At 64.1% G+C, this 20,965-nt stretch carries 17 protein-coding genes; 8 read left to right on the plus strand and 9 right to left on the minus strand.

Annotated features, from left to right (window positions below):
- Positions 1-45 precede the first annotated feature (45 nt).
- Together ytfQ and C2U37_RS19035 are read right to left on the minus strand one after the other, a co-directional pair.
- The gene (ytfQ, locus tag C2U37_RS19030; RefSeq protein ID WP_010674607.1) at positions 46-1,005 is read right to left on the minus strand and encodes a galactofuranose ABC transporter, galactofuranose-binding protein YtfQ; all 960 of its coding nucleotides are present in this window, start codon (positions 1,003-1,005) and stop codon (positions 46-48) included.
- Positions 1,006-1,288: 283 nt separating this feature from the next.
- Positions 1,289-2,254 (minus strand): LysR family transcriptional regulator, encoded by a 966-nt coding sequence (locus C2U37_RS19035; RefSeq protein WP_197975637.1) that lies wholly within the window; start codon positions 2,252-2,254, stop codon positions 1,289-1,291.
- A gap of 117 nt (positions 2,255-2,371) precedes the next feature.
- Between C2U37_RS19035 and C2U37_RS19040 the strand changes: the two genes are divergently transcribed.
- A complete protein-coding gene (locus C2U37_RS19040) occupies positions 2,372-3,223 on the plus strand; it encodes a type 1 glutamine amidotransferase domain-containing protein (protein WP_041211380.1) in 852 nt (283 codons plus the stop codon).
- Between the two features lie 62 nt (positions 3,224-3,285).
- On the opposite strand, the gene C2U37_RS19045 is transcribed toward C2U37_RS19040, so the two are convergent.
- A complete protein-coding gene (locus C2U37_RS19045; protein WP_010674609.1) occupies positions 3,286-4,164 on the minus strand; it encodes a LysR family transcriptional regulator in 879 nt (292 codons plus the stop codon).
- Between the two features lie 161 nt (positions 4,165-4,325).
- Between C2U37_RS19045 and fdhD the strand changes: the two genes are divergently transcribed.
- A complete protein-coding gene (fdhD, locus tag C2U37_RS19050; RefSeq protein ID WP_029314473.1) occupies positions 4,326-5,111 on the plus strand; it encodes a formate dehydrogenase accessory sulfurtransferase FdhD in 786 nt (261 codons plus the stop codon).
- Positions 5,095-7,392: an FdhF/YdeP family oxidoreductase gene (locus C2U37_RS19055; RefSeq protein ID WP_010674611.1), complete on the plus strand. Its 2,298-nt coding sequence runs from the start codon at positions 5,095-5,097 to the stop codon at positions 7,390-7,392. Before fdhD ends, C2U37_RS19055 begins: the two co-directional genes overlap by 17 nt.
- Before the next feature lie 52 nt (positions 7,393-7,444).
- Here C2U37_RS19055 and C2U37_RS19060 read toward each other — a convergent pair whose 3' ends face one another.
- From C2U37_RS19060 to C2U37_RS19070, 3 genes are all read right to left on the minus strand, one after another.
- Positions 7,445-8,407 carry an IS1595 family transposase gene (locus tag C2U37_RS19060; protein ID WP_041215707.1) on the minus strand — a complete coding sequence of 321 codons (963 nt, stop codon included), beginning with the start codon at positions 8,405-8,407 and terminating at the stop codon, positions 7,445-7,447.
- A 108-nt stretch (positions 8,408-8,515) separates the two neighbouring features.
- Entirely contained in the window at positions 8,516-10,090 is a 1,575-nt protein-coding gene (locus C2U37_RS19065; protein ID WP_010674612.1) for a sensor domain-containing diguanylate cyclase, read from the minus strand.
- 101 nt (positions 10,091-10,191) lie between these two features.
- Positions 10,192-11,109: a LysR family transcriptional regulator gene (locus tag C2U37_RS19070; RefSeq protein WP_010674613.1), complete on the minus strand. Its 918-nt coding sequence runs from the start codon at positions 11,107-11,109 to the stop codon at positions 10,192-10,194.
- 163 nt (positions 11,110-11,272) lie between these two features.
- On the opposite strand from C2U37_RS19070, the gene C2U37_RS19075 reads away from it, so the two are divergent.
- Entirely contained in the window at positions 11,273-12,706 is a 1,434-nt protein-coding gene (locus C2U37_RS19075; RefSeq protein WP_010674614.1) for a glycoside hydrolase family 1 protein, read from the plus strand.
- A 95-nt stretch (positions 12,707-12,801) separates the two neighbouring features.
- On the opposite strand, the gene C2U37_RS19080 is transcribed toward C2U37_RS19075, so the two are convergent.
- The gene (locus C2U37_RS19080) at positions 12,802-13,560 is read right to left on the minus strand and encodes an SDR family NAD(P)-dependent oxidoreductase (RefSeq protein ID WP_010674615.1); all 759 of its coding nucleotides are present in this window, start codon (positions 13,558-13,560) and stop codon (positions 12,802-12,804) included.
- 130 nt (positions 13,561-13,690) lie between these two features.
- Here C2U37_RS19080 and C2U37_RS19085 point away from each other — a divergent pair, with 130 nt between their 5' ends.
- A complete protein-coding gene (locus tag C2U37_RS19085) occupies positions 13,691-14,626 on the plus strand; it encodes a LysR family transcriptional regulator (RefSeq protein ID WP_010674616.1) in 936 nt (311 codons plus the stop codon).
- On the opposite strand, the gene C2U37_RS19090 is transcribed toward C2U37_RS19085, so the two are convergent.
- Positions 14,606-15,616, minus strand: a complete 1,011-nt coding sequence (locus C2U37_RS19090) for a helix-turn-helix transcriptional regulator (protein ID WP_010674617.1) — start codon at positions 15,614-15,616, stop codon at positions 14,606-14,608. The genes C2U37_RS19085 and C2U37_RS19090 overlap by 21 nt on opposite strands.
- Before the next feature lie 231 nt (positions 15,617-15,847).
- Here C2U37_RS19090 and C2U37_RS19095 point away from each other — a divergent pair, with 231 nt between their 5' ends.
- The 3 genes from C2U37_RS19095 to C2U37_RS19105 all read left to right on the plus strand — a co-directional run bounded on the left by C2U37_RS19095 (position 15,848) and on the right by C2U37_RS19105 (position 19,924).
- Positions 15,848-17,884, plus strand: a complete 2,037-nt coding sequence (locus C2U37_RS19095) for a glycoside hydrolase family 3 protein (protein ID WP_010674618.1) — start codon at positions 15,848-15,850, stop codon at positions 17,882-17,884.
- A 169-nt stretch (positions 17,885-18,053) separates the two neighbouring features.
- Positions 18,054-18,911 carry a deoxyribonuclease IV gene (gene nfo / locus C2U37_RS19100; RefSeq protein ID WP_010674619.1) on the plus strand — a complete coding sequence of 286 codons (858 nt, stop codon included), beginning with the start codon at positions 18,054-18,056 and terminating at the stop codon, positions 18,909-18,911.
- Positions 18,912-18,946: 35 nt separating this feature from the next.
- On the plus strand, positions 18,947-19,924 hold the full coding sequence (locus C2U37_RS19105; RefSeq protein WP_104452899.1) for a Gfo/Idh/MocA family protein: 978 nt from the start codon (positions 18,947-18,949) through the stop codon (positions 19,922-19,924).
- 78 nt (positions 19,925-20,002) lie between these two features.
- On the opposite strand, the gene C2U37_RS19110 is transcribed toward C2U37_RS19105, so the two are convergent.
- On the minus strand, positions 20,003-20,887 hold the full coding sequence (locus tag C2U37_RS19110) for a LysR substrate-binding domain-containing protein (RefSeq protein WP_104452900.1): 885 nt from the start codon (positions 20,885-20,887) through the stop codon (positions 20,003-20,005).
- Positions 20,888-20,965 lie beyond the last annotated feature (78 nt).

Below are 20,965 nucleotides of genomic sequence, written 5' to 3' on the forward strand. Positions count from 1 at the left end.
TCACTTATATGGCGCGCTATGTGACAGTCTGGCGGGGGAGCGGGATTAATAACCCATGTCTTTTTTCAGCTCGAGCTGCGCCTCGGCACTCCCGGGCTCAAACAGTTTGGACTCCGTCTTGATATGTTTGGGGGGCAGGGTGCCATCTTTCTTATAGGCCAGCAGGGCATCGAAGGCCGGTCCCGCCATATTCGGCGTGAGCTCCACCGAGGCATTGGCTTCGCCTGCGATCATCGCCTTGAAAATATCCGGCACGCCATCGATGGAGATGATCTTGATATCCTTGCCCGGTTTCAGCCCGGCCTCTTTAATGGCCTGGATGGCGCCGATGGCCATGTCATCGTTATGGGCGTAGACGGCGCAAATATTCTTGCCGCTATTTTCCGCCTTGATGAAGCTCTCCATCACCTCCTTGCCCTTGCTGCGGGTGAAGTCGCCGGACTGCGTGCGGATGATCTTGATGGTGGGCACGGCCGAGACGGTGTCGAGGAAGCCCTTCTTGCGATCCAGCGCCACGCTGGCACCCACCGTGCCCTGCAATTCCACCACGTTGCACGGTTTGCCATCCTGCTGCTTGATGAGCCACTGGGCTGCCACTTCCCCTTCGTGGACGCTGTCGGCGGCGACCCCGGTCATGAAGAGACCGTCATCTTTTACCGTGATATTGCGATCCAGCAGGAAGACCGGGATCTCGGCCTCTTTCGCCTCCTGCAATACTGGCTCCCAACCAGTCTGTACCACGGGGGCAATAAAGATGGCATCCACCCCCTGGGCAATAAAGGAGCGAATGGCCTTGATCTGGTTCTCCTGTTTCTGCTGGGCATCGGCAATTTTCAGGATGATGCCGCGTTTTTGGGCTTCGCTCTTGGCGACCGATGTTTCTGCAGCTCGCCACCCGGATTCAGAACCAATTTGCGAGAAGCCCACGGTCATCTCTGCAGAATATGCAGTGGCCGAGAGAATAAGGGTGCTGATAATGCTCGCCAGTTTCACTTTTTTATACATATGACACTCCTTTGTGATGCATGGTGAAATAAACCGGAACACGTCAGGTTTTTATTGTACGGGTCAAGGTTATAGGCTCTTGAATTAAACGGCGGGAGGTGGCTCACAGAAAATTTTTAGCAGCACGATGCTTCATACAAACAGCAGAAGAGTTCATATATCGAGCCCTGCCTGTATTGATTTTTATGCATATTTATTTAATTAGGCAACCATTGTGTCCAGAGTGCCACCTGCTTTTTGCCCCCGGTATCGGGGGCGCAGGCACGCAGATGAGGGGCCCTCGTCAACGAAGAGGGGGATATTCCCCTGGCACAGGCGACCCCTCTGGGTGCACCGCTGCCAGCAGATAATCCACGAAGGCCCGGACCCGGGCCGAGAGGTGACGGTGCTGTGGATAGAGGGCGTAGAAGGGGCGGGATCGCCCCGCAAAGGGGGTCATCACCTCGATCAGCTTGCCTTGCAACAGCGCCTCGGCTGCCACGAAATGGTAGATCTGGAACAGACCGCCCCCAGCCACCGCCCAGCCCAGGCCCGCCAGCACATCGTCAAGCACCCGCTGTCTGCTCTGGACATGAAGGTCGACAGGGTCCCCCTGCTCGTTCACGAACTGCCAGGGGAAGGGGCGACCCGTGCTCGGGGTGATGAACTGGATCAGATCATGTTGCGACAGCATCTCCAGGGAGGTTGGCGCGGGGCGGCGGGCGGCATAATCGGGGGTGCAGAAGACCCCGAGGCTGGCATCCTCCAGCTTGCGGGCGATGATCCGCCCATCGCGCGGCTCCCCCAGCCGGATGGCCAGATCGTAACCATCCTCCACGAAGTCGATGTTCCTGTTGGAGACATTGAGCTCCAGCTCGACCTCGGGATAGGCCGCCATGAAGCCTGGCAGCAGGGGCACCAGACGGTGGTGGGCATAGACGGTGCCCACGCTGATGCGCAGCACTCCTCTGGGGTGGCGCTGGCGGCCGGTGATGGCCCGCTCGGCCTCGGCGATCTGCTCGAGCGCCTGCTGGCACTGTTCCCGATAGAGCTCCCCGTCATGGGTGAGGCGCACGCTGCGGGTGGTGCGATGGAAGAGTTTGACGCCGAGCCTGGCCTCGAGACGCTGGATGGAGCGGCTCACCGAGGCGGGCGTTACCCCCAGTACCTGAGCCGTGGCGGTAAAGCTACCAAGTTCGGCTGCCTTGCAAAAGAGCTCTATGGTGCCGAGCTGGACGGGGTCGAAGGCACGGGACATATGTTCATCCATGTAAATAATCAAGTTCAATGGTGTGAGTTTATTCGTCCGTGTGTAATCAGTAAATTGCTCATCGAGGGCGGCCCGGTGGCCGCCCGATCGATCACTGCCATCAAAAGGAAGATCACGATGAAGAACACCCTCAAGGCCGTGCTGGCCTCACTGCTGCTGGCGACCTCCGCTGCGGCCAGCGCCTCCCCGAAAGGCGAGATCCTGGTGCTGCTCTCGAGCGAGACCGAACTGCCGCTGCAAGGGGGCAAGAGCCTGACCACCGGCTTCTACCAGAATGAACTGGGGGTGCCTGCCGCCGCCCTGCTGGAGGCCGGTTATACCCTGACCCCGGTGACCCCGAGAGGGAACCGGCCCGTTGTCGACAAACACTCCGTCGATCCCCAGTACTTTGGTGGCAACCCGCAGGAGATGGTGCGCATCGGCGCCGTCGTGGAGGGGCTGCTTGGCGCCGGCAAGGTGCTCTCCCTGAGGGAGGTGCTGGCATCCGGTCCCGAGCGCTATGCCGGCCTCTTCATTCCCGGCGGCCACGCACCCCTCATCGATCTTGCCAAGGATCCCGAGGTGGGGACCCTGCTTCGCCACTTCCATGACAACCACAAACCCACGGCCGCCATCTGCCATGGCCCCATCGCGCTGCTGGCGGCGCAGGCGGATCCGGCCGGGTTCGAGCAGTCGGTCATTGCAGGCAAGGCAGACGGCGCCAGAGAGTGGATCTACGACGGTTACAGGATGACCATCTTCTCCGACAAGGAAGAGGCGGTGTTTGAAGGCTCCCTTGGGGGTGACAAGCTGCGCTACTACCCGGCGAAGGCCATGGCCCAGGCCGGCGGCAGCATGCAGTTCGTGGCACCCTGGCAGCCTGGCGTTGTGATCGATCGCGAGCTCATCACAGGCCAGAATCCCTTCTCCGACCACGCCCTGGCGAGCGCCTTCATCGCGGCGCTGGACAAACAGCAAGGGGCAGACTGACGCCAGGAGAGGCGCAAGTTCCCCCCTTGATCAGTGCAGGCAGCCCCCATGGGCTGCCTTTTTCATGCCCCTGCCTTGGCGAGAAACGCCTTCATGGCGGGGGTGACACTGTGTTTTCGGGTGATGAAGGCGATGGTGCCTGCGCTTGCATCGCTCAGGTGGTGGCAGGGCAGTTTGAAGAGCTGCTGGGCGGTGGCGGCGATGCCGGCGCTGACCACGGCGCAGCCCAGGCCGTGGCTCACCCCGTTGACCAGGTGGAACAGGGAGTCTGTCTCCAGCACCACCCGCAGGCTGATCTGCTGGCGGGCGGCGGCCTCGTCCAGGTAGCGGCGAAACTGCATGGTGGTGCTTGGCAGGATCAGGGGGAGATCTTGCAGGTCCGCCAGGGTCAGCGGCCCGGTCGGGGCGCAGTGGGCAGGCAGGGGGCCCAGCAGGGCCATGGGGTTGGGGTGGCGAAGCTGGACGTCGAGGGCCCTGCGCTGATGCTCGGTGAGCAACTCGTCAAAGCCGAGCCCGATGTCGATGCGATGCAGATCCAGCTGCTCCATCAGGGTGGCATGGGTCATCACGCAGAGGTGCAGGCCCACCTTGGGGTAGGCGTCGTTGAACCCCTTAAGCAGCGGCATGATGTCGATGCTCGACTGGGGCACGACGCCGATGCGTAGCGCCCCCGACAGCCCGCCCCGAAAGAGGCTGAGCTCTTGGCGCATGGCATCCTGCTCCTGCAGCATCCGCTCGGCGTGGTGCAGCACCACTTCCCCCGCCTGGGTCAGGGCCACGAACTGGCTGTTGCGCACCACCAGTTCGGTGCCAAGTGACTTCTCCAGGGCGGTGATGCTGGCTGACAGGGTCGGCTGGGTGATGAAGCAAGCCTTGGCCGCCTTGGCGAAGTGACGGTGCTGGGCCAGCTCGTAGAAATAGTGCAACTGCTTGATATTCATCGTGGTAATGGCAGCAGGCAAAGGCAATGAGCGACAAATTTAATCAATCGACATCCCGATAGCAATAGAAGTTATCTATTGGTGAATAGATTTGTTTCATTGGTTTTGGCGCGGCGGCTTATCTAAACTTGAGGCCCGAATACAGCTTATAAGCGTCTCGCATGATCCCTTTCAATTCACGGTTGCCCAGTCTGGATGAGCTGGTGGAGGAGGTGGCCGTGTCAGTCAACATCAACGGCATCAACCATGCCGTCATGATGGCCACCCCGGACGATCTCGACGATTTCGCCATCGGTTTTCTGTTTGGCGAGGGGATCATCGGGGGCAACCACGATGTACACGATATCCAGAGCACCCCGTCCGAGCACGGCATCGTGCTCGATGTCACCATCGCCAACCGCTGTCTGGCAATGCTTGGCCAGCGCAAGCGCCGCCTGGCCGGTGCCAGCGGCTGTGGCATCTGCGGGGTGGAGGCCATCGAACATGCGTTGCCCGTGCTCACCCCGCTGACCCCGGGTGCCCCCTTCGACACCGCCTCTTTGCAGGATCTGCGGGAGCGCATCGTCCCCTGGCAGAGCAAGGCCCGCCAGAGCGGCGCCCTTCATGCCGCCCTGGCGCTGGATGATCGCGGCGAGATCCTGGCCTGCCGGGAGGACATAGGGCGGCACAACGCCCTGGACAAGCTCATCGGCATGCAGCTGCGCCAGCCGGTGCAGGCCGCCACCCTGGTGATCACCAGCCGCTGCGGCAGCGAACTCATTCACAAGGCGGTGCAATTTGGCGCCGCTCACCTCATCAGCCTTGCTTCCCCCAGTCAGCTCGCGGTGCGACTGGCCCTGAAGTACAACCTGACCCTGATCCATGTGCCCCGATCCGATGCCCCGGTCTGCTATGCCAGCCCCCGCGCCCAGGATCACGTTGGAGACTCCCATGTCCAGTCATATTGAAAAACCGGCCAAGGCCGGCGGCTTTTCCTCCCTGCAGTCCACCTTCAAGCAGGTGCTGCGCAGCCAGAAGACCCGCCAGAACATCAAGAACCTGCTGCGGGTCAACCAGACCGACGGCTTTGACTGTCCCGGCTGCGCCTGGGGTGACAACAAGCAGGGGGCCTTCCAGTTTTGCGAGAACGGCGCCAAGGCGGTGGCCTGGGAATCCACCGGCAAGACGGTGGGGGCCGATTTCTTCGCCGAGCATTCGGTGCGCCGTCTCGCCACCCAGAGCGACTACTGGCTCGAATATCAGGGGCGACTGACGGAGCCCCTGCGCTACAACCCGGCCACCGATCACTACGAGCCGGTGAGCTGGGATCAGGCGTTTGCCCTCATCGCCGACAAACTCAAGAGCCTGGCCAGCCCCGACGAGGTGGAGTTCTACACCTCGGGACGCGCCAGCAACGAAGCCTCCTACCTCTATCAGCTGTTTGGCCGTCTCTATGGCACCAACAACTTCCCCGACTGCTCCAACATGTGTCACGAGGCGAGCGGGGTGGGGCTTATCCAGTCCGTCGGGGTGGGCAAGGGCACCGTGGTGCTCGATGATTTCGACGCCGCCAAAGCCATCTTCGTCTTTGGCCAGAACCCGGGCACCAACCACCCGCGCATGATGAACGCCCTGCGCAAGGCGGCACGCCAGGGGTGCCAGATCGTCACCTTCAACAACCTCAAAGAGGTGGCCCTCGAGCGCTTCGCAAGCCCCCAGAGCCCGGCGGAGCTACTGACCCCGGCGGCAACTACCATCAGCCACCAGTACCTCACGCCAAAGCTGGGCGGTGACATGGCGGCCATTCGCGGCATGGCGAAATACATCCTGGAAGAGGAGGGGGGGCGCATCGATCTCGCCTTCATCGAGCAGCACACCGCGCACTTTGACGACTACCTGGCCCAGGTGAAGGCCACGGAGTGGACGCAGATCGAGGCGCAATCCGGCCTCGGTCGGGAGGCGATCACCCGGGCGGCGCAGATCTTCGCAAGCAGCGAGAGCGTGATCAGCTGCTGGGCCATGGGGATCACCCAGCACAAGCATTCGGTCGACACCATTCGCGAAATCGTCAACCTGCACCTGATGTGCGGCCAGATTGGCAAGCCGGGGGCCGGACTCTGTCCGGTGCGCGGTCACAGCAACGTGCAGGGCAACCGCACCATGGGGATCAACGAGAAACCCAATGCCGCCTTCCTCGATCGCCTGGAGCGCCGCTTCCCGGTGGGCTTCAAGCGCACGCCGGGGCACAACGTCTACGAGGCCCTCAAAGCCCTTCATGGCGGCAAGAGCAAGGTGCTCATCTGCCTTGGGGGCAACCTGGCAGCCGCCGCGCCGGATACCGAGTTCACCTATGAAGCGATGCGAAGGAGCGAGCTCAACGTGCAGATCAGCACCAAGCTCAACCGCAGCCACCTCATGGTGTCAAAAGATGCCCTGATCCTCCCCTGCCTGGGCCGTACCGAGCTCGATCAGCAGCGCTCCGGGGTGCAGAAGATCACCGTGGAGGACACCTTCAGCATGGTGCACGCCTCCACCGGGATGAACGAGCCGGTCTCGCCGCTCTGTCTCTCCGAGATAGACATCGTGGCTCGCATGGCCGAGGCAACGCTTGGCAGCGATCGGGTGGACTGGCTGGCGCTGCGGGATGACTACGGGCTGCTGCGGGATCTCATCGAGGAGACCATCGCGGGCTTTGGCGACTTCAACCGCCGCATCGAGGAGCCCTGCGGCTTCCATCTGGAGAACAGCGCCGCCCTGCTGCGCTGGAACACCGCGAGCGGGCGCGCCGAATTCAGGGCGAGCCGTTTGCCGGACTCCATCCTGCCCGAGTGCACCAGCCACGCGGAGCAGATGGTGGACCAGCCCGTGCTGCTGCTTCAGAGCCTGCGCTCCCACGATCAGTACAACACCACCATCTATGGCATGGATGACCGCTATCGCGGCATCAAGGGGCGACGCAACGTGGTCTTCATGAACGAGGAGGATGCCAGGAGGCTGGGGCTCGCCGAGGAGCAGCGGGTGGACATGAGTGCGGTGTGCAACGACGGGCGCGAGCGGGTGGTGCGGGGCTTTAGCGTCATCTTCTACGAGATCCCGAAAGGCAACATCGCCGCCTACTACCCGGAGACCAACCCCCTGGTGGCCATCGAGAGCATAGGGGAGGGCTCTTTCACCCCCACCTCCAAATCGGTGCCCGTACTGGTGACCCCGAGCGCCGCCTCGGTCGAGAGCCTGGCCGTCACGCTCTGATCTCCTGACATGGATACCGTCCGACCCCTGCCATGGCAGGGTTTTTTTTAGGCTATGTCCCAATTACGTGTTGCATCGGGTGCCCTAGCGCCTCATGCAAACACATCTTGGTATTTACCTCCCTGCCGTAACGTTCCAGCATCCTGCGCCAGCCCAGATAATTCCTCAGGTAGTGGGTTGCGACTCCATGGAATCGTTCCATCCACTCCTTCAACCGCCGGTGATATCCGTTCACATGCTGGATGTGGTATGCCCCAATGACTCGCTCACCTCGACGGTTGTACACCACCTGATGTGTTATGCCCCGCGCTTGGCTGAAACTGGCATACACCCCTGCACCATCACTGCAGAGCACTGCATCGGGCGCGATGAGTGGCTGCAACACCGCTTTCACCGTCTGCGCATCCAGCCTTTCCAGCTGAAAGTCGGCTTGATGGCCCGCCCTGTCCTGCACCACCATCACCGGGATATAATCCCGCCCGGTCCCCCGGGTACGCCCTTTCCCGCCACGATGTCTTGCCGGACGAGGCAACCCTCGCTGCCCCTTGAACGATTCGAGGAAGAAGGTTTCATCCACTTCCACAATGCCTTCTTCCCGTGTTGCCTGGTGGTTTGCCATCGCCTTCAGGAAGCGGTGACGCCACAAGAAGGCGGTGTTCTTGCAAACACCGCAGCGGACGGCGGCCTGGCGGACAGTGAGCCCGTCGATGAGAGCCTGGGCGTAGTCCTCCCAATGCTCAGCCTTACGTAATCTGGCCAAAGGCGTCTTGGTGAGGAGGGAGCTGGTTCGCCGACACTGCTTACAACGGTAACGACGCAGCCCACGGCTCCAGCCCCAGGGGGCCAGCTGGGTGGCATCCGCCTGGCAGTGGGGACAGCCGCAGCATGTGGGTAACTGGGCATGGAGGGACGTAATCGGGTGTGGAGCGGCGAGCTCATGCTGAGCGACACGGCGCTGACGCAGAGTAAGTAATGGAAAGAGGGACAACAGGTGTTGGAAGGCTGGCGTATCCATGATGAAGGTCCTCGCGGTGATGACCTACTTCCAGATTAGCCTTCCAACACATAATTGGGACAGCGCCTTTTTTTATGGCCGAACGGTGTCCGGCAAAGCCTGGGCCGATCAGCCCAGGGCCACCACCACGCAGTTTCGGCCCTGGCTCTTGGCATCATAGAGCGCCTTGTCCGCCTCCTTGAGCACGGCGGCGATGCTGGTGGCATCCGCCCCCCAGTGGGCGACGCCGAGGGAGATGGTGATGTGGCCTGCTACCTCCATGTCGTGGCTCGCCACCCGGGTACGCAGGCGCTCGGCGATCTTCTGCGCCTGTGCAAGGGAGACCCCGGGCAGCAGCAGCAGGAACTCTTCGCCGCCGCTTCGACACAAGGCGGCATCGGAACGCAGATCCTGCTGCATCAGGGTGGCGAGGGAGACGATGACGGCATCCCCCACGTCGTGACCGAAGCGGTCGTTGATGGCCTTGAAGTGATCGATGTCCAGGGCAATCACCGTCAGGGGCTGACGTTCGGCCTCGTACTCGTCCAGCATCTGCTGCATGGCCCGGCGGTTGAACAGGCCCGTCATGGGGTCGGTGTGGCTGTCGGTGTGCAGCTTGTCGATCTTGGTGTTGAGCAGCCCCAGCCCCTTGAGGATGGCCTGCTTCAACTGGGCCGCTTCGAAATACCAGGCGCGGATCCCCGAGATGCTGGTGGCGGCCCCCTGCTGATCCATGAGTCCGGCCCGGTTGGCCAGTTGTCGCAGGGGTCTGGCGATGATGGTGGCCGAGAGCCAGATGACGAAGAGAATGAAGAGGGTGACCGGGATCATCCCCTTGAGAATGTCGCTCATCTGTTGATCGAGTCTCGCTAGAGTGGCGCTGCTGGGGCGCTGGGCCACTATCCCCCAGCCTGCGTCCGCCACCGGAGCGAAGCCCGAGAGCATCTCGTTTCCATCGGTGTTGTACATGGTTTGTGCTCCCCCGTTGCCCTGTAACACCTCGTCTACTATCCGGTTGGACGCCACTTTATGGCCAATAAGTTCAGGATCCGGGTGGTAGATGAGGGTGCGCTGGCGGTCCACCACATAAAGATAAGAACCATCCTGGTAGTAGTGCTGCCCCAGCAGGCTGGAGAGCACGCTGGCGGACCCCAGATAGATGGTGCCGGCGACATAGCCGAGGTAGCGCTTGTCTGCCGAGAAGATGGGGTGGGAGAGGCTGATGAGGTAGTTGCCGGAGAGGGAGACAAAAGGATCTGAGATGATCGGCTTCTGCTTCTTCAGGGTGTTTCTCGCATGGGCCGAGGTCAGTTTGGCCCCTTTCACATTCAGAGTCTCGGGGGAGACAGCAACAATGGTTGCCTCGGTGTTGACCACGACCACTGAGTTGAAGGTATTGGTACGTCTACGCAGTTGGGTTACCTCCTCCTCGAGCCCTGCGATGTCATCGGTCTGCAGCAGGGGGGCAAGTTGGCTAGCGCTGTAAGCCAGTTGTTCCTGGGCTGAGTGCAGCATGGTCTCGGCGGAGGCGGCGAGCTTGGCGGCATAGACCCGGTTCGCCTCTAGCGTGTTGTCGATGAGCAGTTGCCGTTGTGCCTGATAGATGGCGTAAAAGCTGTTGCCAAAGGTAGCCAGCACACCTATGACGGCCAGCGCAAGGATGAGGCGATGCAGATCAAACCTCAGCAGCCAGTGAGAGTGCATGAACGAAACGGATCCTTGTCATGGTGTCGGGTTAGGAGGGCATTTTAAGGGGGGCGGACTGCCTAATGCCATCGTTAATGTGATTTTCGAATGATTCCCTTTCATGGGGTGTCCCAGGTGGGAGCCCCGTCCCCTGTCGTCATGAGGCCGGTGAGGGCGGGATCCGCCAGCTCCGCCACCGTCTGCCAGAAGGGGGCGACGAGGGGATTGTCGTTGCCCGGCGGGCGAATGAGCCCGATGATCCAGCTCGCGTCGGCCTCCCCGAGGGGCAGGGTCAGCACATCGGGATGCTCAATGGTGGTGGAGGAGGGGACCAGGGTCCAGGCGATGCCGGCCGCCGCGGTGGCGATGCCGGCAGCGAAGTCGTTCACGTACTGGATGTCCTGAAAGCGCAGGCCGCTCTGGGCGAGGTAATGGATGAACTGATCGTAAAAAGAGGGGGCCTTGTCCCGGCGCAGGATGGCGAGCGGCTTCTCCTGCAGATCGGCGAGCCCTGCCACCCCCTGATAGCCTGCGGGCAGCACGGCGACGAAATGGGCGCGCACCACGGGCAGCACCGGCCAGCCCTTGGGTGCGGGCAGGCGGCAGAAGCCAAGATCCAGGCGACCCTCCGCCAGTGCCAGCAACTGGTGATGGGTGGAGAGATCGTTGAGCTCGATGGCGACCCCGGGGCGGCTGGCCCGAAAGCGGGCGATGGCGGCGGGCACCAGCAGCTTGGTGGCGACCCCGAAGCCGATGCGCAGGGTACCCGCGTGGCCCGCCAGCACGTCGCGGGCGCTGCGGGCGAGCTGCTCGCTCTGGGCCACCAGGGTGCAGGCGTCGGCGTAGAGGGCGCGCCCGAGCACCGTCAGCCGGGTGCTGCCGGCGTTGCGCTCGAACAGCTCGCCGCCAAGGTCCGCCTCCAGCCGGCGGATCTGCTTGCTCAGGGCCGACTGGGTGACGTGCTGGCGCGCCGCCGCCTGACCAAAGTGCAATACCTCCCCCAGGGTGACGAAGGCTTTCAGGTCTCTCAACTCCATGGTGCCTCGCTTGATTCCAGATAGGAATGATAGGTGGCCATATTTGTCATTGGACGGAATTCTAGAAGTGTTGGATGCTGGTGCCAACTCATTTCGGGCCCCTGTACGGGGTCGACGTATCACGGGATGGCCCCCGCCATCCGCGCAGAAGGAGCAACACCAGATGCATCATCACAAGTTCAACGACTTCCCGAACGGTTTCCTCTGGGGCGCCGCCTCCGCCGCCTATCAGGTGGAAGGGGCCTGGAACGAGGAGGGCAAGGGCCCCTCGGTATGGGACAGCTTTACCAAATTGCCGGGCAAGACCTTTGAAGGGAGCAACGGAGACGTGGCGGTGGATCACTACCACAGGGTGGAAGAGGACGTGGCGCTGATGGCCGAGATGGGGCTCAAGGCCTATCGCTTCTCGGTGAGCTGGCCGCGCATCTACCCGACGGGGCGTGGCGAGGTGAACGAGGCGGGGCTCGCCTTCTACGACAGGCTCATCGACGCCCTGCTGGCCCACGGCATCGAGCCGGTGCTGACCCTCTATCACTGGGATCTCCCCCAGGCCCTGCAGGATGAGTACGGCGGCTGGGAAGACAGGCGCATCATCGACGACTTCGAGCGCTATTGCGTGACTCTCTATCAGCGCTTCGCCGGCAAGGTGAAGTACTGGGTGTCGCTCAACGAGCAGAACTACAACCTGACCAACGCCTACCAGCTTGGCACCCATCCTCCCGCGGTGCAGGACAGGAAGCGTTTCTTCGCCGCCAACCACATCGCGTTTCTCGCCAATGCCCGGGTCATCAAGGCGTTTCGCCAGCACGTGCCAAACGGCCTGATCGGGCCGAGCTTTGCATACTCCCCCGCCTATCCGGCCTCCTGCGCCCCGAGCGACATGCTGGCGTTCGAGAATGCCGAGGAGTTCACCAACCTCTGGTGGCTGGATGCCTACTGCTTCGGCCGTTACCCCCAGGCGGCGCTCGCCTATCTGCGGGAGACCGGCGAGGCGCCGGAGATCCTGCCGGGCGATCTCGAGCTCTTGCGCGAAGGCACCCCCGACTACATCGGGGTCAACTACTACTACACCCTGACCTTCACCGACAACCCCCTCGGCGGCCAGACGATGCAGCGCATCAACACCACGGGCAAGAAGGGCACTACGCCCTCCAGCGGCATTCCCGGCCTCTACAAGACGGCCCCCAATCCGCACCTTGAGACCAGCAACTGGGACTGGGCCATCGATCCCACCGGGATGCGCATCGCCCTGCGTCGGCTCTCCTCCCGCTACGCCCTGCCGCTGATGATCACCGAGAACGGCCTGGGGGAGTTCGACAAGCTGGAAGCCGGGGACAGGGTGAACGACGACTACCGTATCGCCTATCTGCACAGCCACCTCAAGGCGTGCCAGGAGGCGATGCAGGACGGGGTCGAGCTGATTGGATATTGCGCCTGGTCCTTCACCGACATCCTGAGCTGGCTCAACGGCTACCAGAAGCGCTACGGCTTTGTCTACGTGGACAGGGACGAGCAGGGAGGGTCTCTTCGTCGCATCAAGAAAGAGAGCTTCCACTGGTACAGCCAGGTCATTGCAAGCGGTGGCAAGACCCTGTAACGGGCCCGGTGCGCCGCACCTCGTCTGCCCAATGCCGGAAGGCCCCCTCATCGGAGGGGGCCTTCCTTGTTTGTGCAGCAGGCAATCATGACCGCCTAGATAAACATGCCGCCCGAGGCTTCGATGCGCTGGGCTGTGATCCAGCGGCAGTCATCGGAGAGCAGGGCGGCGATGGCGCCACCGATGTCGTCGGGCTGACCCACCCGGCCAAGGGCGGTCTGGCTCGCGAGAAAGTCGTTGACCCCCTTGTTGTCGCGCACCACGCCGCCGCCAAAATCGGTCTCGATGGCGCCGGGGGCCAGCACGTTGACCGCGATGCCCCTGGGGCCCAGCTCCTTGGCCAGATACTGGGTGAGCACCTCGACGCCCCCCTTCATGGCGGCGTAGGCGGCATAACCCGGCATGGCGAAGCGGGTGAGGCCGGTGGAGAGGTTGAGGATGCGACCGCCGTCTGCCAGGAGGGGCAGGAGCGCCTGGGTCAGGAAGAAGGTCCCCTTGAGGTGGATGTTGAGCAGGGTGTCGAACTGCTGCTCCGTGGTCTGCTCGAAGCTGGCATGAATGCCGATCCCGGCGTTGTTGACCAGGAAGTTGAAATGGGTGCGCTGCCACTCCCGGGCGAGCAGTTGCGTCACCTCCTCTGCAAAGGCCGCGAAGGTGGCGCTCTCGCCCACGTCCAGAGCCAGGGCATGGGCCCGAACGCCGAGGGCGCGGGCCTGGGTCACCACCGCCTCCGCCTCTGCGGCCTGGCTGCGATAGGTGATGATGAGGTCGACGCCTTTGGCGGCGAGGGCCAGGGCCCCGTGCTTGCCAAGGCCGCGGCTGGCCCCGGTGATGAGGGCGATGGGTCTGGTCATGGTATGACTCCTGTCAGGGTGGCGGACACAGGCTCGATACGAGCCGACCGGATCACTGTATTGTTCCTTTTAAACTGGATAAATAGCGTGATAATAGAATCACTGTTCCGTTTATCGAGACAATCAGGCCATGGATCAACTGGATGCGATGAGAGCCTTCGTGCGGGTTGCCGAGCTGGAGAGTTTTACCCGCTGCGCCGAGCAGACGGGCATCCCCAAGGCGACCCTCTCTGCCGCCATCCGTCGGCTGGAGGAGCGCATGGGGACCCGGCTCCTGCTGCGTACCACGCGGCGGGTGCAGCTCACCACGGACGGCCAGCTCTGCTATGCCAGATGCCGGGAGCTTTTGGCGGACATGGAGGAGTTTGACGGCCTGTTTCGCCAGGGGGGGCAGATCTCGGGACAACTGCGGGTCGACATGCCAAGCCGGATGGCCCGTCACCTGGTGATCCCGGCCCTGCCGGACTTTCTGGCGCAGCATCCCGCCCTGCAACTGATGCTGAGCAGCACGGACAGGCGGGTGGATCTGGTGCGCGAGGGGTTTGACTGCGTGGTGCGGGTCGGGGCGCTTGAGCCCTCCAGCCTGGTGGCCAGGCCCCTTGGTCACTATCGCCAGATCAACTGTGCCAGCGCAGGCTACCTGGCTCGCCACGGGGTGCCCCGCACCCTTGGGGATCTGGCGGGCCACCGGCTGGTGCACTATGGTTCCGGGTTTGGTGCCGGGCAGGGGCGCAGCGAGCCCGGCTTTGAATACCTGGCGGAAGATGGCCACCGCGCCCTGCTGCCCATGGCGGGGGCCCTCATGGTCAATGACAGCGAGACCTACCTGGCGGCGGCGCTGGCGGGGCTTGGCATCATCCAGATGCCGCGGGTGGGGGTCGAATCCCTGCTCGCGGGGGGCGAGCTGGTGAGCATCCTGCCCCAGTGGCAGCCGCCGCCGCTCCCCATCCACGCCCTCTATGCCCATCGCCGCCAACTGGCCCCCAGGGTCCAGCTCTTCATCCACTGGCTGGCGGGGTTGCTCGCCGCCCATCTCGGGGGCGCCTCAGAGGCGGCTGCGCCTTGAGCGAAACTCCCTCGGCGAGAGGGCAAACTCCTCGCGAAAGAAGCGGGTAAAGCTGCTCTGGCGGGCAAAACCCAGGCGCTCCCCCACTGTCTGCAGGGGGAGGGCGGGATCCTGCAACAGGCGGCAGGCCTCCTCCCGGCGCACCCGCTCCAGCAGGCCCGAGAAGTGGCACCCTTCCTCCCGCAGATGGCGGTTGAGGGTCCAGCGGGTCAGTTTGAGGTGCTCGCACACCCCATCGAGCAGAGAGGAGGCCTCGGCGCTCTCTTGCCACAGCTGCTGGCGGATGAGTGTCATCACCCTGTCCCGGTAGCGGCTGCTTGGGCGAAGCTGGGCCATCTGCCGGTCGAGCTCCCCGAGCAGCAGGGGTTGCAGGGGCAGGTTGCACTGCCCGTGGGCGAGATCGAGCAAGGCGGCGGGAAAGCGCAGCTCGAAGTCCGCCCCCTGTTGCAACCGCCCTTCCAGCCAGCCTGCCAGCTCACGCCACAGCCTGGGGCGTACCGGGGTGGGCAGCACCAGCAGCCCCTGGCCCGGGTGGTAGAACTGGAGCAGGGCATAGAGGTGGCAGAGGTTGGCCAGGCTGCTCAGGGCGATGACGTCCGGGTGATCGGACTCCGAGTGGTAGCTGATCCTGGCCTGCCCCTCTTCTTCTTGCAGGCGGATCTCGTCGCTCTCGCCGATGAGGGGGCGGTAGGCGAGGAAGAAGTGCAGGGCCTGGCGAAGGGTGGCGGCGTTGCAGCACAGGCTCGCCAGCGACATGAAGTCGGCAAAGAGGCCGGGGAGGGCGGGGGGCGTCCAGTCGAGGGCCAGATCCACGTGGGGGGCTGCCCCGGCCAGCAGCCGGAAGTGGCGCCCGGTGTCGAGCCGCCCCTGGGGGATCAGCAGCTCTTCGTGAGCGATGCCGCAGGGGTGCAGGAGGGCAGCAGGATCCCGCCCGCGGGCCTGCCAGTGGTTGAGGCAGTGCAGGGCAATCCGGTTGGAGACGGTCTTCACGGCAAAAATCCTTGTCAGCGGTGGCCCACCATCATCGGCCAACGGCGGCGGATTGCCGTGAGCCAGCGCCGCTTTCATGTTTCAGATTTGTAACCAAGGGTAACCCTGCAACCCTTTTCACACTTTTCAATCCTGCTCCCAACCGGCAACTTCCTGCACCCGACGGGCAAGTGAGAGGGGCCGCTTTTGCATAGAGTGGCGACTCCTACACACACAAGGAAGATAACAACAATGAAACACCACTCGCTCTCCCGAACCCGTGTCGCCCTCGCCATCGGGGCCCTGCTGCTGGCAGGGTGCAACGACAACGATTCCACCCCCAAGCCCGAGCAGCCCGTTCTGGGCCACCGCACCGTCACCCTCATCGAGCAGGACGGCCTGCAATTCAAGGATCTCGATGGCAGCGGCACCCTGACCCCCTACGAGGACTGGCGCCTCGGCGCCGCCGAGCGGGCCCGGGATCTGGTGGGCAGGCTCACCCTGGCCCAGAAGGCAGGGCTGATGATGCACGGCACCCTGGTGCTGGACGGGGCGGGGCGGGTGAACCTCGCGGCCATGGACAAGATGCTGCGCGAGGACGGGGTCAACACCTTCATCACCCGCATGGCCGGTGATCCGGCGGCCATCGCCGCAGACAACAACACCCTGCAGGCCCTGCTGGAAGGGGTGGGATTCGGCATCCCCATGACGGTGAGCACGGATCCCCGCAACCACTTCACCCATGATCCGAACGCCACCAGCATCGGTGCCGGGGCCTTCTCCCAGTGGCCCGAGACCCTGGGGCTGGCCGCCATCGGCGATGCTGCCCTGGTGCAGCGCTTTGGCGACATCGCCCGTCAGGAGTACCGTGCCGTCGGCATCCACGAGGCCCTCTCGCCCCAGGCGGATCTCGCGACCGAGCCGCGCTGGGGCCGCATCAACGGCACCTTCGGGGAAGACAACCTGCTCGCCAAGTCCCTGGTCAAGGCCTACATCGAGGGCTTCCAGCAGGGGAGCGAGGGGATAGGCAAGGAGAGCGTGGTCACCGTGGTCAAGCACTTCGCCGGGGCCGGTCCCCAGAAGGACGGGCTGGATGCCCACAACCCCTGGGGCAAGGAGCAGGTCTACCCCGGCGGCCAGTTTGCTTACCACCTGGTGCCCTTCGAGGGTGCCTTCGAGGCCAGGGTGGCCGCCGTGATGCCCTATTACGCCATGCCCCTGGGCCTGACCCAGGATGGGCAGCCCGTCGAGGAGGTGGGGTTTGGTTTCAACCGCCAGATCATCACGGATCTGTTGCGGGGCCACTTCAAGTTTGACGGCGTGGTGCTGAGCGACTGGGGCATCGTCAATGACTGTGACAGCCGCTGCGAGCAGGGGCTGACCCAGGATGAAGTCAATGCCGGGGTGAGCCCCTGGACCGTGCCCTTTGGCATGTCCTGGGGCGTGGAGAAGCTCACCAAGGCCGAGCGTTATGCCAAGGCCATCGACGCCGGGGTGGATCAGTTCGGTGGCGTGGAAGATCCGGCTCCCCTGCTGGCGGCGGTGCAGAGCGGTCTGGTGACCGAGGCGGCCATCACCACTTCGGCCGAGCGGATCCTGGCCCAGAAGTTTGCCCTCGGGCTCTTCGAGAATCCCTATGTGGATGCCGAGGCCGCGGTGGCCCTGGTGGGCAAGGCCGAGTTCCAGCAGGAGGCCCAGGCCGCCCAGGCGGCGTCTCACGTGCTGCTGAAGAACGAGGGGGCCCTGCTGCCGCTGAAGGCGGACGGCAAGCGGGTCTATCTGCACAATGTCAACGCCGAGGTGGCCAGGGCCAACGGCTATACGGTGGTGACGAACCTGGCCGACGCGGAGCTTGCCATCGTGCGGGTCAACGCCCCGGGCGAGCAGGACCCCCGCTTCCCGTTTGGCAGCATCCACTTCGGCCAGCTCGGCTTTGCCAGCAATGCTCAGGTGGTGCAGGAGACGGCCCACGAAGGGGTCTACCGCGGCGCGGATGACTATGCCGCCATCCAGGCCATCGAGCAGGCCGGGGTGCCCCTGGTGCTCTCCGTCTATCTGGACAGGCCCGCCATCCTGACCGAGGTGGCCCCGGCGGCCCGGGTGCTGCTGGCCAACTTCGGCGCCCTGGATCAGGCCCTGTTCGATGTCATGAGCGGTACCCAGAAGGCACGCGGCAAGCTCCCCTTCGAGCTGCCCTCGAGCTGGCAGGCGGTGCTGGCCCAGTCCCCAGACGTGGCCAAAGACTCACAAAGCCCGCTCTATCCCTACGGGGCAGGTCTGGCCTATTGACGGACAGGGATGTTCTGTCTCTCATCAAGGCGCCTTCGGGCGCCTTTTCCATTGCCCCCATCGACAATCCCGGTTTGGCGCAAGGGGTTGGCTTGGGCATAATGGCGCCCCGGCAACGGGTGCGGTGGCCAGCGCGGCAGGCACCCGGTCACAGTGCACAGGAGATGAGATGAAATTTATCGGAGCCCACGTCAGTGCGGCGGGCGGGGTGGAAAACACCATCGCCCGGGCCAAAGCCATCGGGGCCAACGCCTTCGCCCTGTTTACCAAGAACCAGCGCCAATGGCAGGCGGCGCCCCTCTCCGAGGCCAGCATTCGCGCCTTCAAGGCCGCCTGCGAGAAGGAGGGCTTTCGCCCCGAGCAGATCCTGCCCCACGACAGCTACCTCATCAACCTGGGTCATCCCGACCCCGACGCCCTCGCCAAGTCCCGGGATGCGTTCCTGGACGAGATGAAGCGCTGCGAGCAACTGGGGCTGTGCTACCTGAACTTCCACCCGGGCAGCCATCTCAAGCAGATCCCCGAGGCGGTGAGCCTCAAGCTCGTGAGCGAGTCCATCAACTGGGCGCTGGAGCGCAGCGAAGGGGTGACGGCGGTGATCGAGAATACCGCCGGCCAGGGCACCAACCTCGGCTGGTCGTTCGAGCACCTGGCCACCCTCATCGACGGGGTAGAGGACAAGAGTCGGGTCGGCGTCTGCTTTGACACCTGCCACGCCTTCGCCGCCGGTTACGATCTGCGTACCCCCGAGGGGTGCGAGGCGGTGTTTGCCGACTTCGACCGCATCGTGGGGTTCGAGTACCTCAAGGGGATGCATATCAACGGCGCCAAGTGTACCTTCGGTAGTCGGGTCGACCGTCACCACAGCCTGCGGGAGGGCAACCTCGGCGAGGCGGTGTTCCACCACATCATGAACGACGACCGTTTCGACGGCATCCCGCTTATCCTCGAGACCATCGACGAGTCCATCTGGGGCGAGGAGTTAAGCTGGCTGCGCAGCCTGGCCGGGAGCCCGCGCCCGGCGTGATGCCGGGGTCCACCATTGGGTAGCAAGGAGAGACGATGCACGACGAGACAAGGGCGCCCCTGCGCTTTGGCATTGCCGGGGCGGGGGCCATCGCCCGGCGTTTTTGCCGCGATGTGAACGGGCACGCCAGGGGAGCCGAGGTGGTGGCCATCGCCGCCCGGGACCAGGGACGGGCGGACGAGTTCGCCCGGGATCTGGGGCTGCCCCACGCCTATGGCAGCTATGAGGCCCTGGCCGCCAGCCCCGAGGTGGAGGCCGTCTATGTGGCGGTCATCCACCCGGAGCACGCGGGCCTGGTGAGGCAGATGCTGCTGGCGGGCAAGCACGTACTGGTGGAAAAACCGGCGGTGACCCGGGTGGCGGATTGGGACGCCCTGGTGGCGCTCGCCCACGCACGGGGCCTGCTGCTGCTCGAGGCCATGAAGGTGATGTGCTTCCCCGCCATGCGCGCCCTGTTGCAGCGCCTGCCCCTGCTGCCGCCGCCGCGCGAGCTGCGGGCGGCGTTCGGTTCGACCCAGCCCAGGGTGGGCAAGCTGTTCGATCCTGCCCTCGACGGCGGCGCCGCCTGGGACGTGGGGGTCTATCCCCTCTGGCTCCATGCCGCCCTCTGCCATCGGCTGGGGCTGGGCTGCCCCGCCCCCGAGGTGACGCTGACGCGGGCTCCGGGGGAGGTGGATCTCACCGCCAGCTTCACGTTCGATGAGCCGTTTCGGGCCGAGCTCGGGGCCTCCATCATCGAGGATCTCGAGCGGGAAGCGTCCTTGTCCGGGGAGGGGTGGCGCCTGGTCATCGAGGGCAAGTGGTGGAATCCCCAGCACATTCGCTGGCAAGGGGGGCCTGCCCCCGTCATCTGGCCGGCGGACATCTATCTGCCGGTGGAGGGGGGCGGCATGCAGCACGAGGCGGATCACTTCGCCGATTGCCTGCGCCACCGGCTGCTGGACTCCCCCTGGGTGCCCCAGGCCGTGACCCGGCAGGTGCTCGGCTGGATTGAAGGGGGACTCGCAAGCTGAGGCCGGGGAAGGGCCGAGGGGAGTATCGGCTGAACGACAAGGGCGCCAATGGCGCCCTTGTCGTATCCGAAGGGCTTCTCACGCCAGGGTCTGGGCGCGGCAGAAGGCCAGGAAGCGGCGCAGGGTGGCGGAGTGGAACTTCTGCTTGTGCCAGACGAGGGAGAGCTGGCGTGGGAAGCGGCGACTCGGGGTGAGGGCCACCAGGCGCCCCTGTGCCAGTCGGTCCGCCACCGCGAGGCGGGAGATGAAGGAGATACCGAGCCCCTTCTCCACCGCCAGCATCACCGCCTCCAGGGTATTGAGCTCTATCCCCGCCTGCCAGCGGGGCAGGTGGGGCTGGAGCTGCTGCTCGAACTGCTCGCGGCTGCCGGATTGCGCCTCGCGCAGCACCCAGGTTTCCCCGGCAAGCCGGCGCAGGGGCAGCTCGAGCTGATCCGCCAGGGGGTGACCGGGGGCGGCGATGATGAGCATCTCGTCCTCCAGCCAGGGTTCGCTCACCAGGTCCGGGTGGTGGTTCTCCCCCTCGATGAGGGCGAGATCCAGTTCGAAGTGGGCGAGGGCATGGCACAGGAGGTGGGTGTTGGCGATGGTGACCCTGGGGGCGGCCCCCAGCTCCTGGGCCCCCTCCGCCAGCAGGGCGGGCAGCAGGTAGTTGCCGATGGTCTGGCTGGCCCCGAGGTGCAGCTGGCCGCTCGGCTCGGCATCGGGGCTGAAGAGCTGCTCTATCTCCTGCATCCGGGTCAGCAGCTCCTCGGCGGCCGGTTGCAGCAGACGCCCCTCGCTGTTGAGCTGAAGCCTCGGGTGCACCCGGTCGAACAGGGGCGTGGCGAGCTGGCGCTCCAGCTCCTGCAGCGACTGGGAGACGGCCCCCTTGCTCAGGCAGAGTTCATTGGCGGCGCCCCCCAGGTTGCCGTGGCGGGCGATGGTGGCAAACACCTTGAGTTGTTGCAGGGTGAGCTTCATATCGTTTGATTTTCCTAAACGCTAAGTTCAATTCATTTAGATATCGTAAACGATAGACCCCCTTTATCCTATGCCCAT

The sequence above is a fragment of the Aeromonas sp. ASNIH1 genome (assembly GCF_002934285.1).
GTDB lineage: Bacteria > Pseudomonadota > Gammaproteobacteria > Enterobacterales > Aeromonadaceae > Aeromonas > Aeromonas caviae.

Bases quoted from the DNA above. Each gene is read 5' to 3' on its own strand.
- ytfQ (WP_010674607.1), bottom strand. From the start codon at position 1,005: ATGTATAAAAAAGTGAAACTGGCGAGCATTATCAGCACCCTTATTCTC.
- C2U37_RS19035 (WP_197975637.1), bottom strand. From the start codon at position 2,254: ATGGATGAACATATGTCCCGTGCCTTCGACCCCGTCCAGCTCGGCACC.
- C2U37_RS19040 (WP_041211380.1), top strand. From the start codon at position 2,372: ATGAAGAACACCCTCAAGGCCGTGCTGGCCTCACTGCTGCTGGCGACC.
- C2U37_RS19045 (WP_010674609.1), bottom strand. From the start codon at position 4,164: ATGAATATCAAGCAGTTGCACTATTTCTACGAGCTGGCCCAGCACCGT.
- fdhD (WP_029314473.1), top strand. From the start codon at position 4,326: ATGATCCCTTTCAATTCACGGTTGCCCAGTCTGGATGAGCTGGTGGAG.
- C2U37_RS19055 (WP_010674611.1), top strand. From the start codon at position 5,095: ATGTCCAGTCATATTGAAAAACCGGCCAAGGCCGGCGGCTTTTCCTCC.
- C2U37_RS19060 (WP_041215707.1), bottom strand. From the start codon at position 8,407: ATGGATACGCCAGCCTTCCAACACCTGTTGTCCCTCTTTCCATTACTT.
- C2U37_RS19065 (WP_010674612.1), bottom strand. From the start codon at position 10,090: ATGCACTCTCACTGGCTGCTGAGGTTTGATCTGCATCGCCTCATCCTT.
- C2U37_RS19070 (WP_010674613.1), bottom strand. From the start codon at position 11,109: ATGGAGTTGAGAGACCTGAAAGCCTTCGTCACCCTGGGGGAGGTATTG.
- C2U37_RS19075 (WP_010674614.1), top strand. From the start codon at position 11,273: ATGCATCATCACAAGTTCAACGACTTCCCGAACGGTTTCCTCTGGGGC.
- C2U37_RS19080 (WP_010674615.1), bottom strand. From the start codon at position 13,560: ATGACCAGACCCATCGCCCTCATCACCGGGGCCAGCCGCGGCCTTGGC.
- C2U37_RS19085 (WP_010674616.1), top strand. From the start codon at position 13,691: ATGGATCAACTGGATGCGATGAGAGCCTTCGTGCGGGTTGCCGAGCTG.
- C2U37_RS19095 (WP_010674618.1), top strand. From the start codon at position 15,848: ATGAAACACCACTCGCTCTCCCGAACCCGTGTCGCCCTCGCCATCGGG.
- nfo (WP_010674619.1), top strand. From the start codon at position 18,054: ATGAAATTTATCGGAGCCCACGTCAGTGCGGCGGGCGGGGTGGAAAAC.
- C2U37_RS19105 (WP_104452899.1), top strand. From the start codon at position 18,947: ATGCACGACGAGACAAGGGCGCCCCTGCGCTTTGGCATTGCCGGGGCG.
- C2U37_RS19110 (WP_104452900.1), bottom strand. From the start codon at position 20,887: ATGAAGCTCACCCTGCAACAACTCAAGGTGTTTGCCACCATCGCCCGC.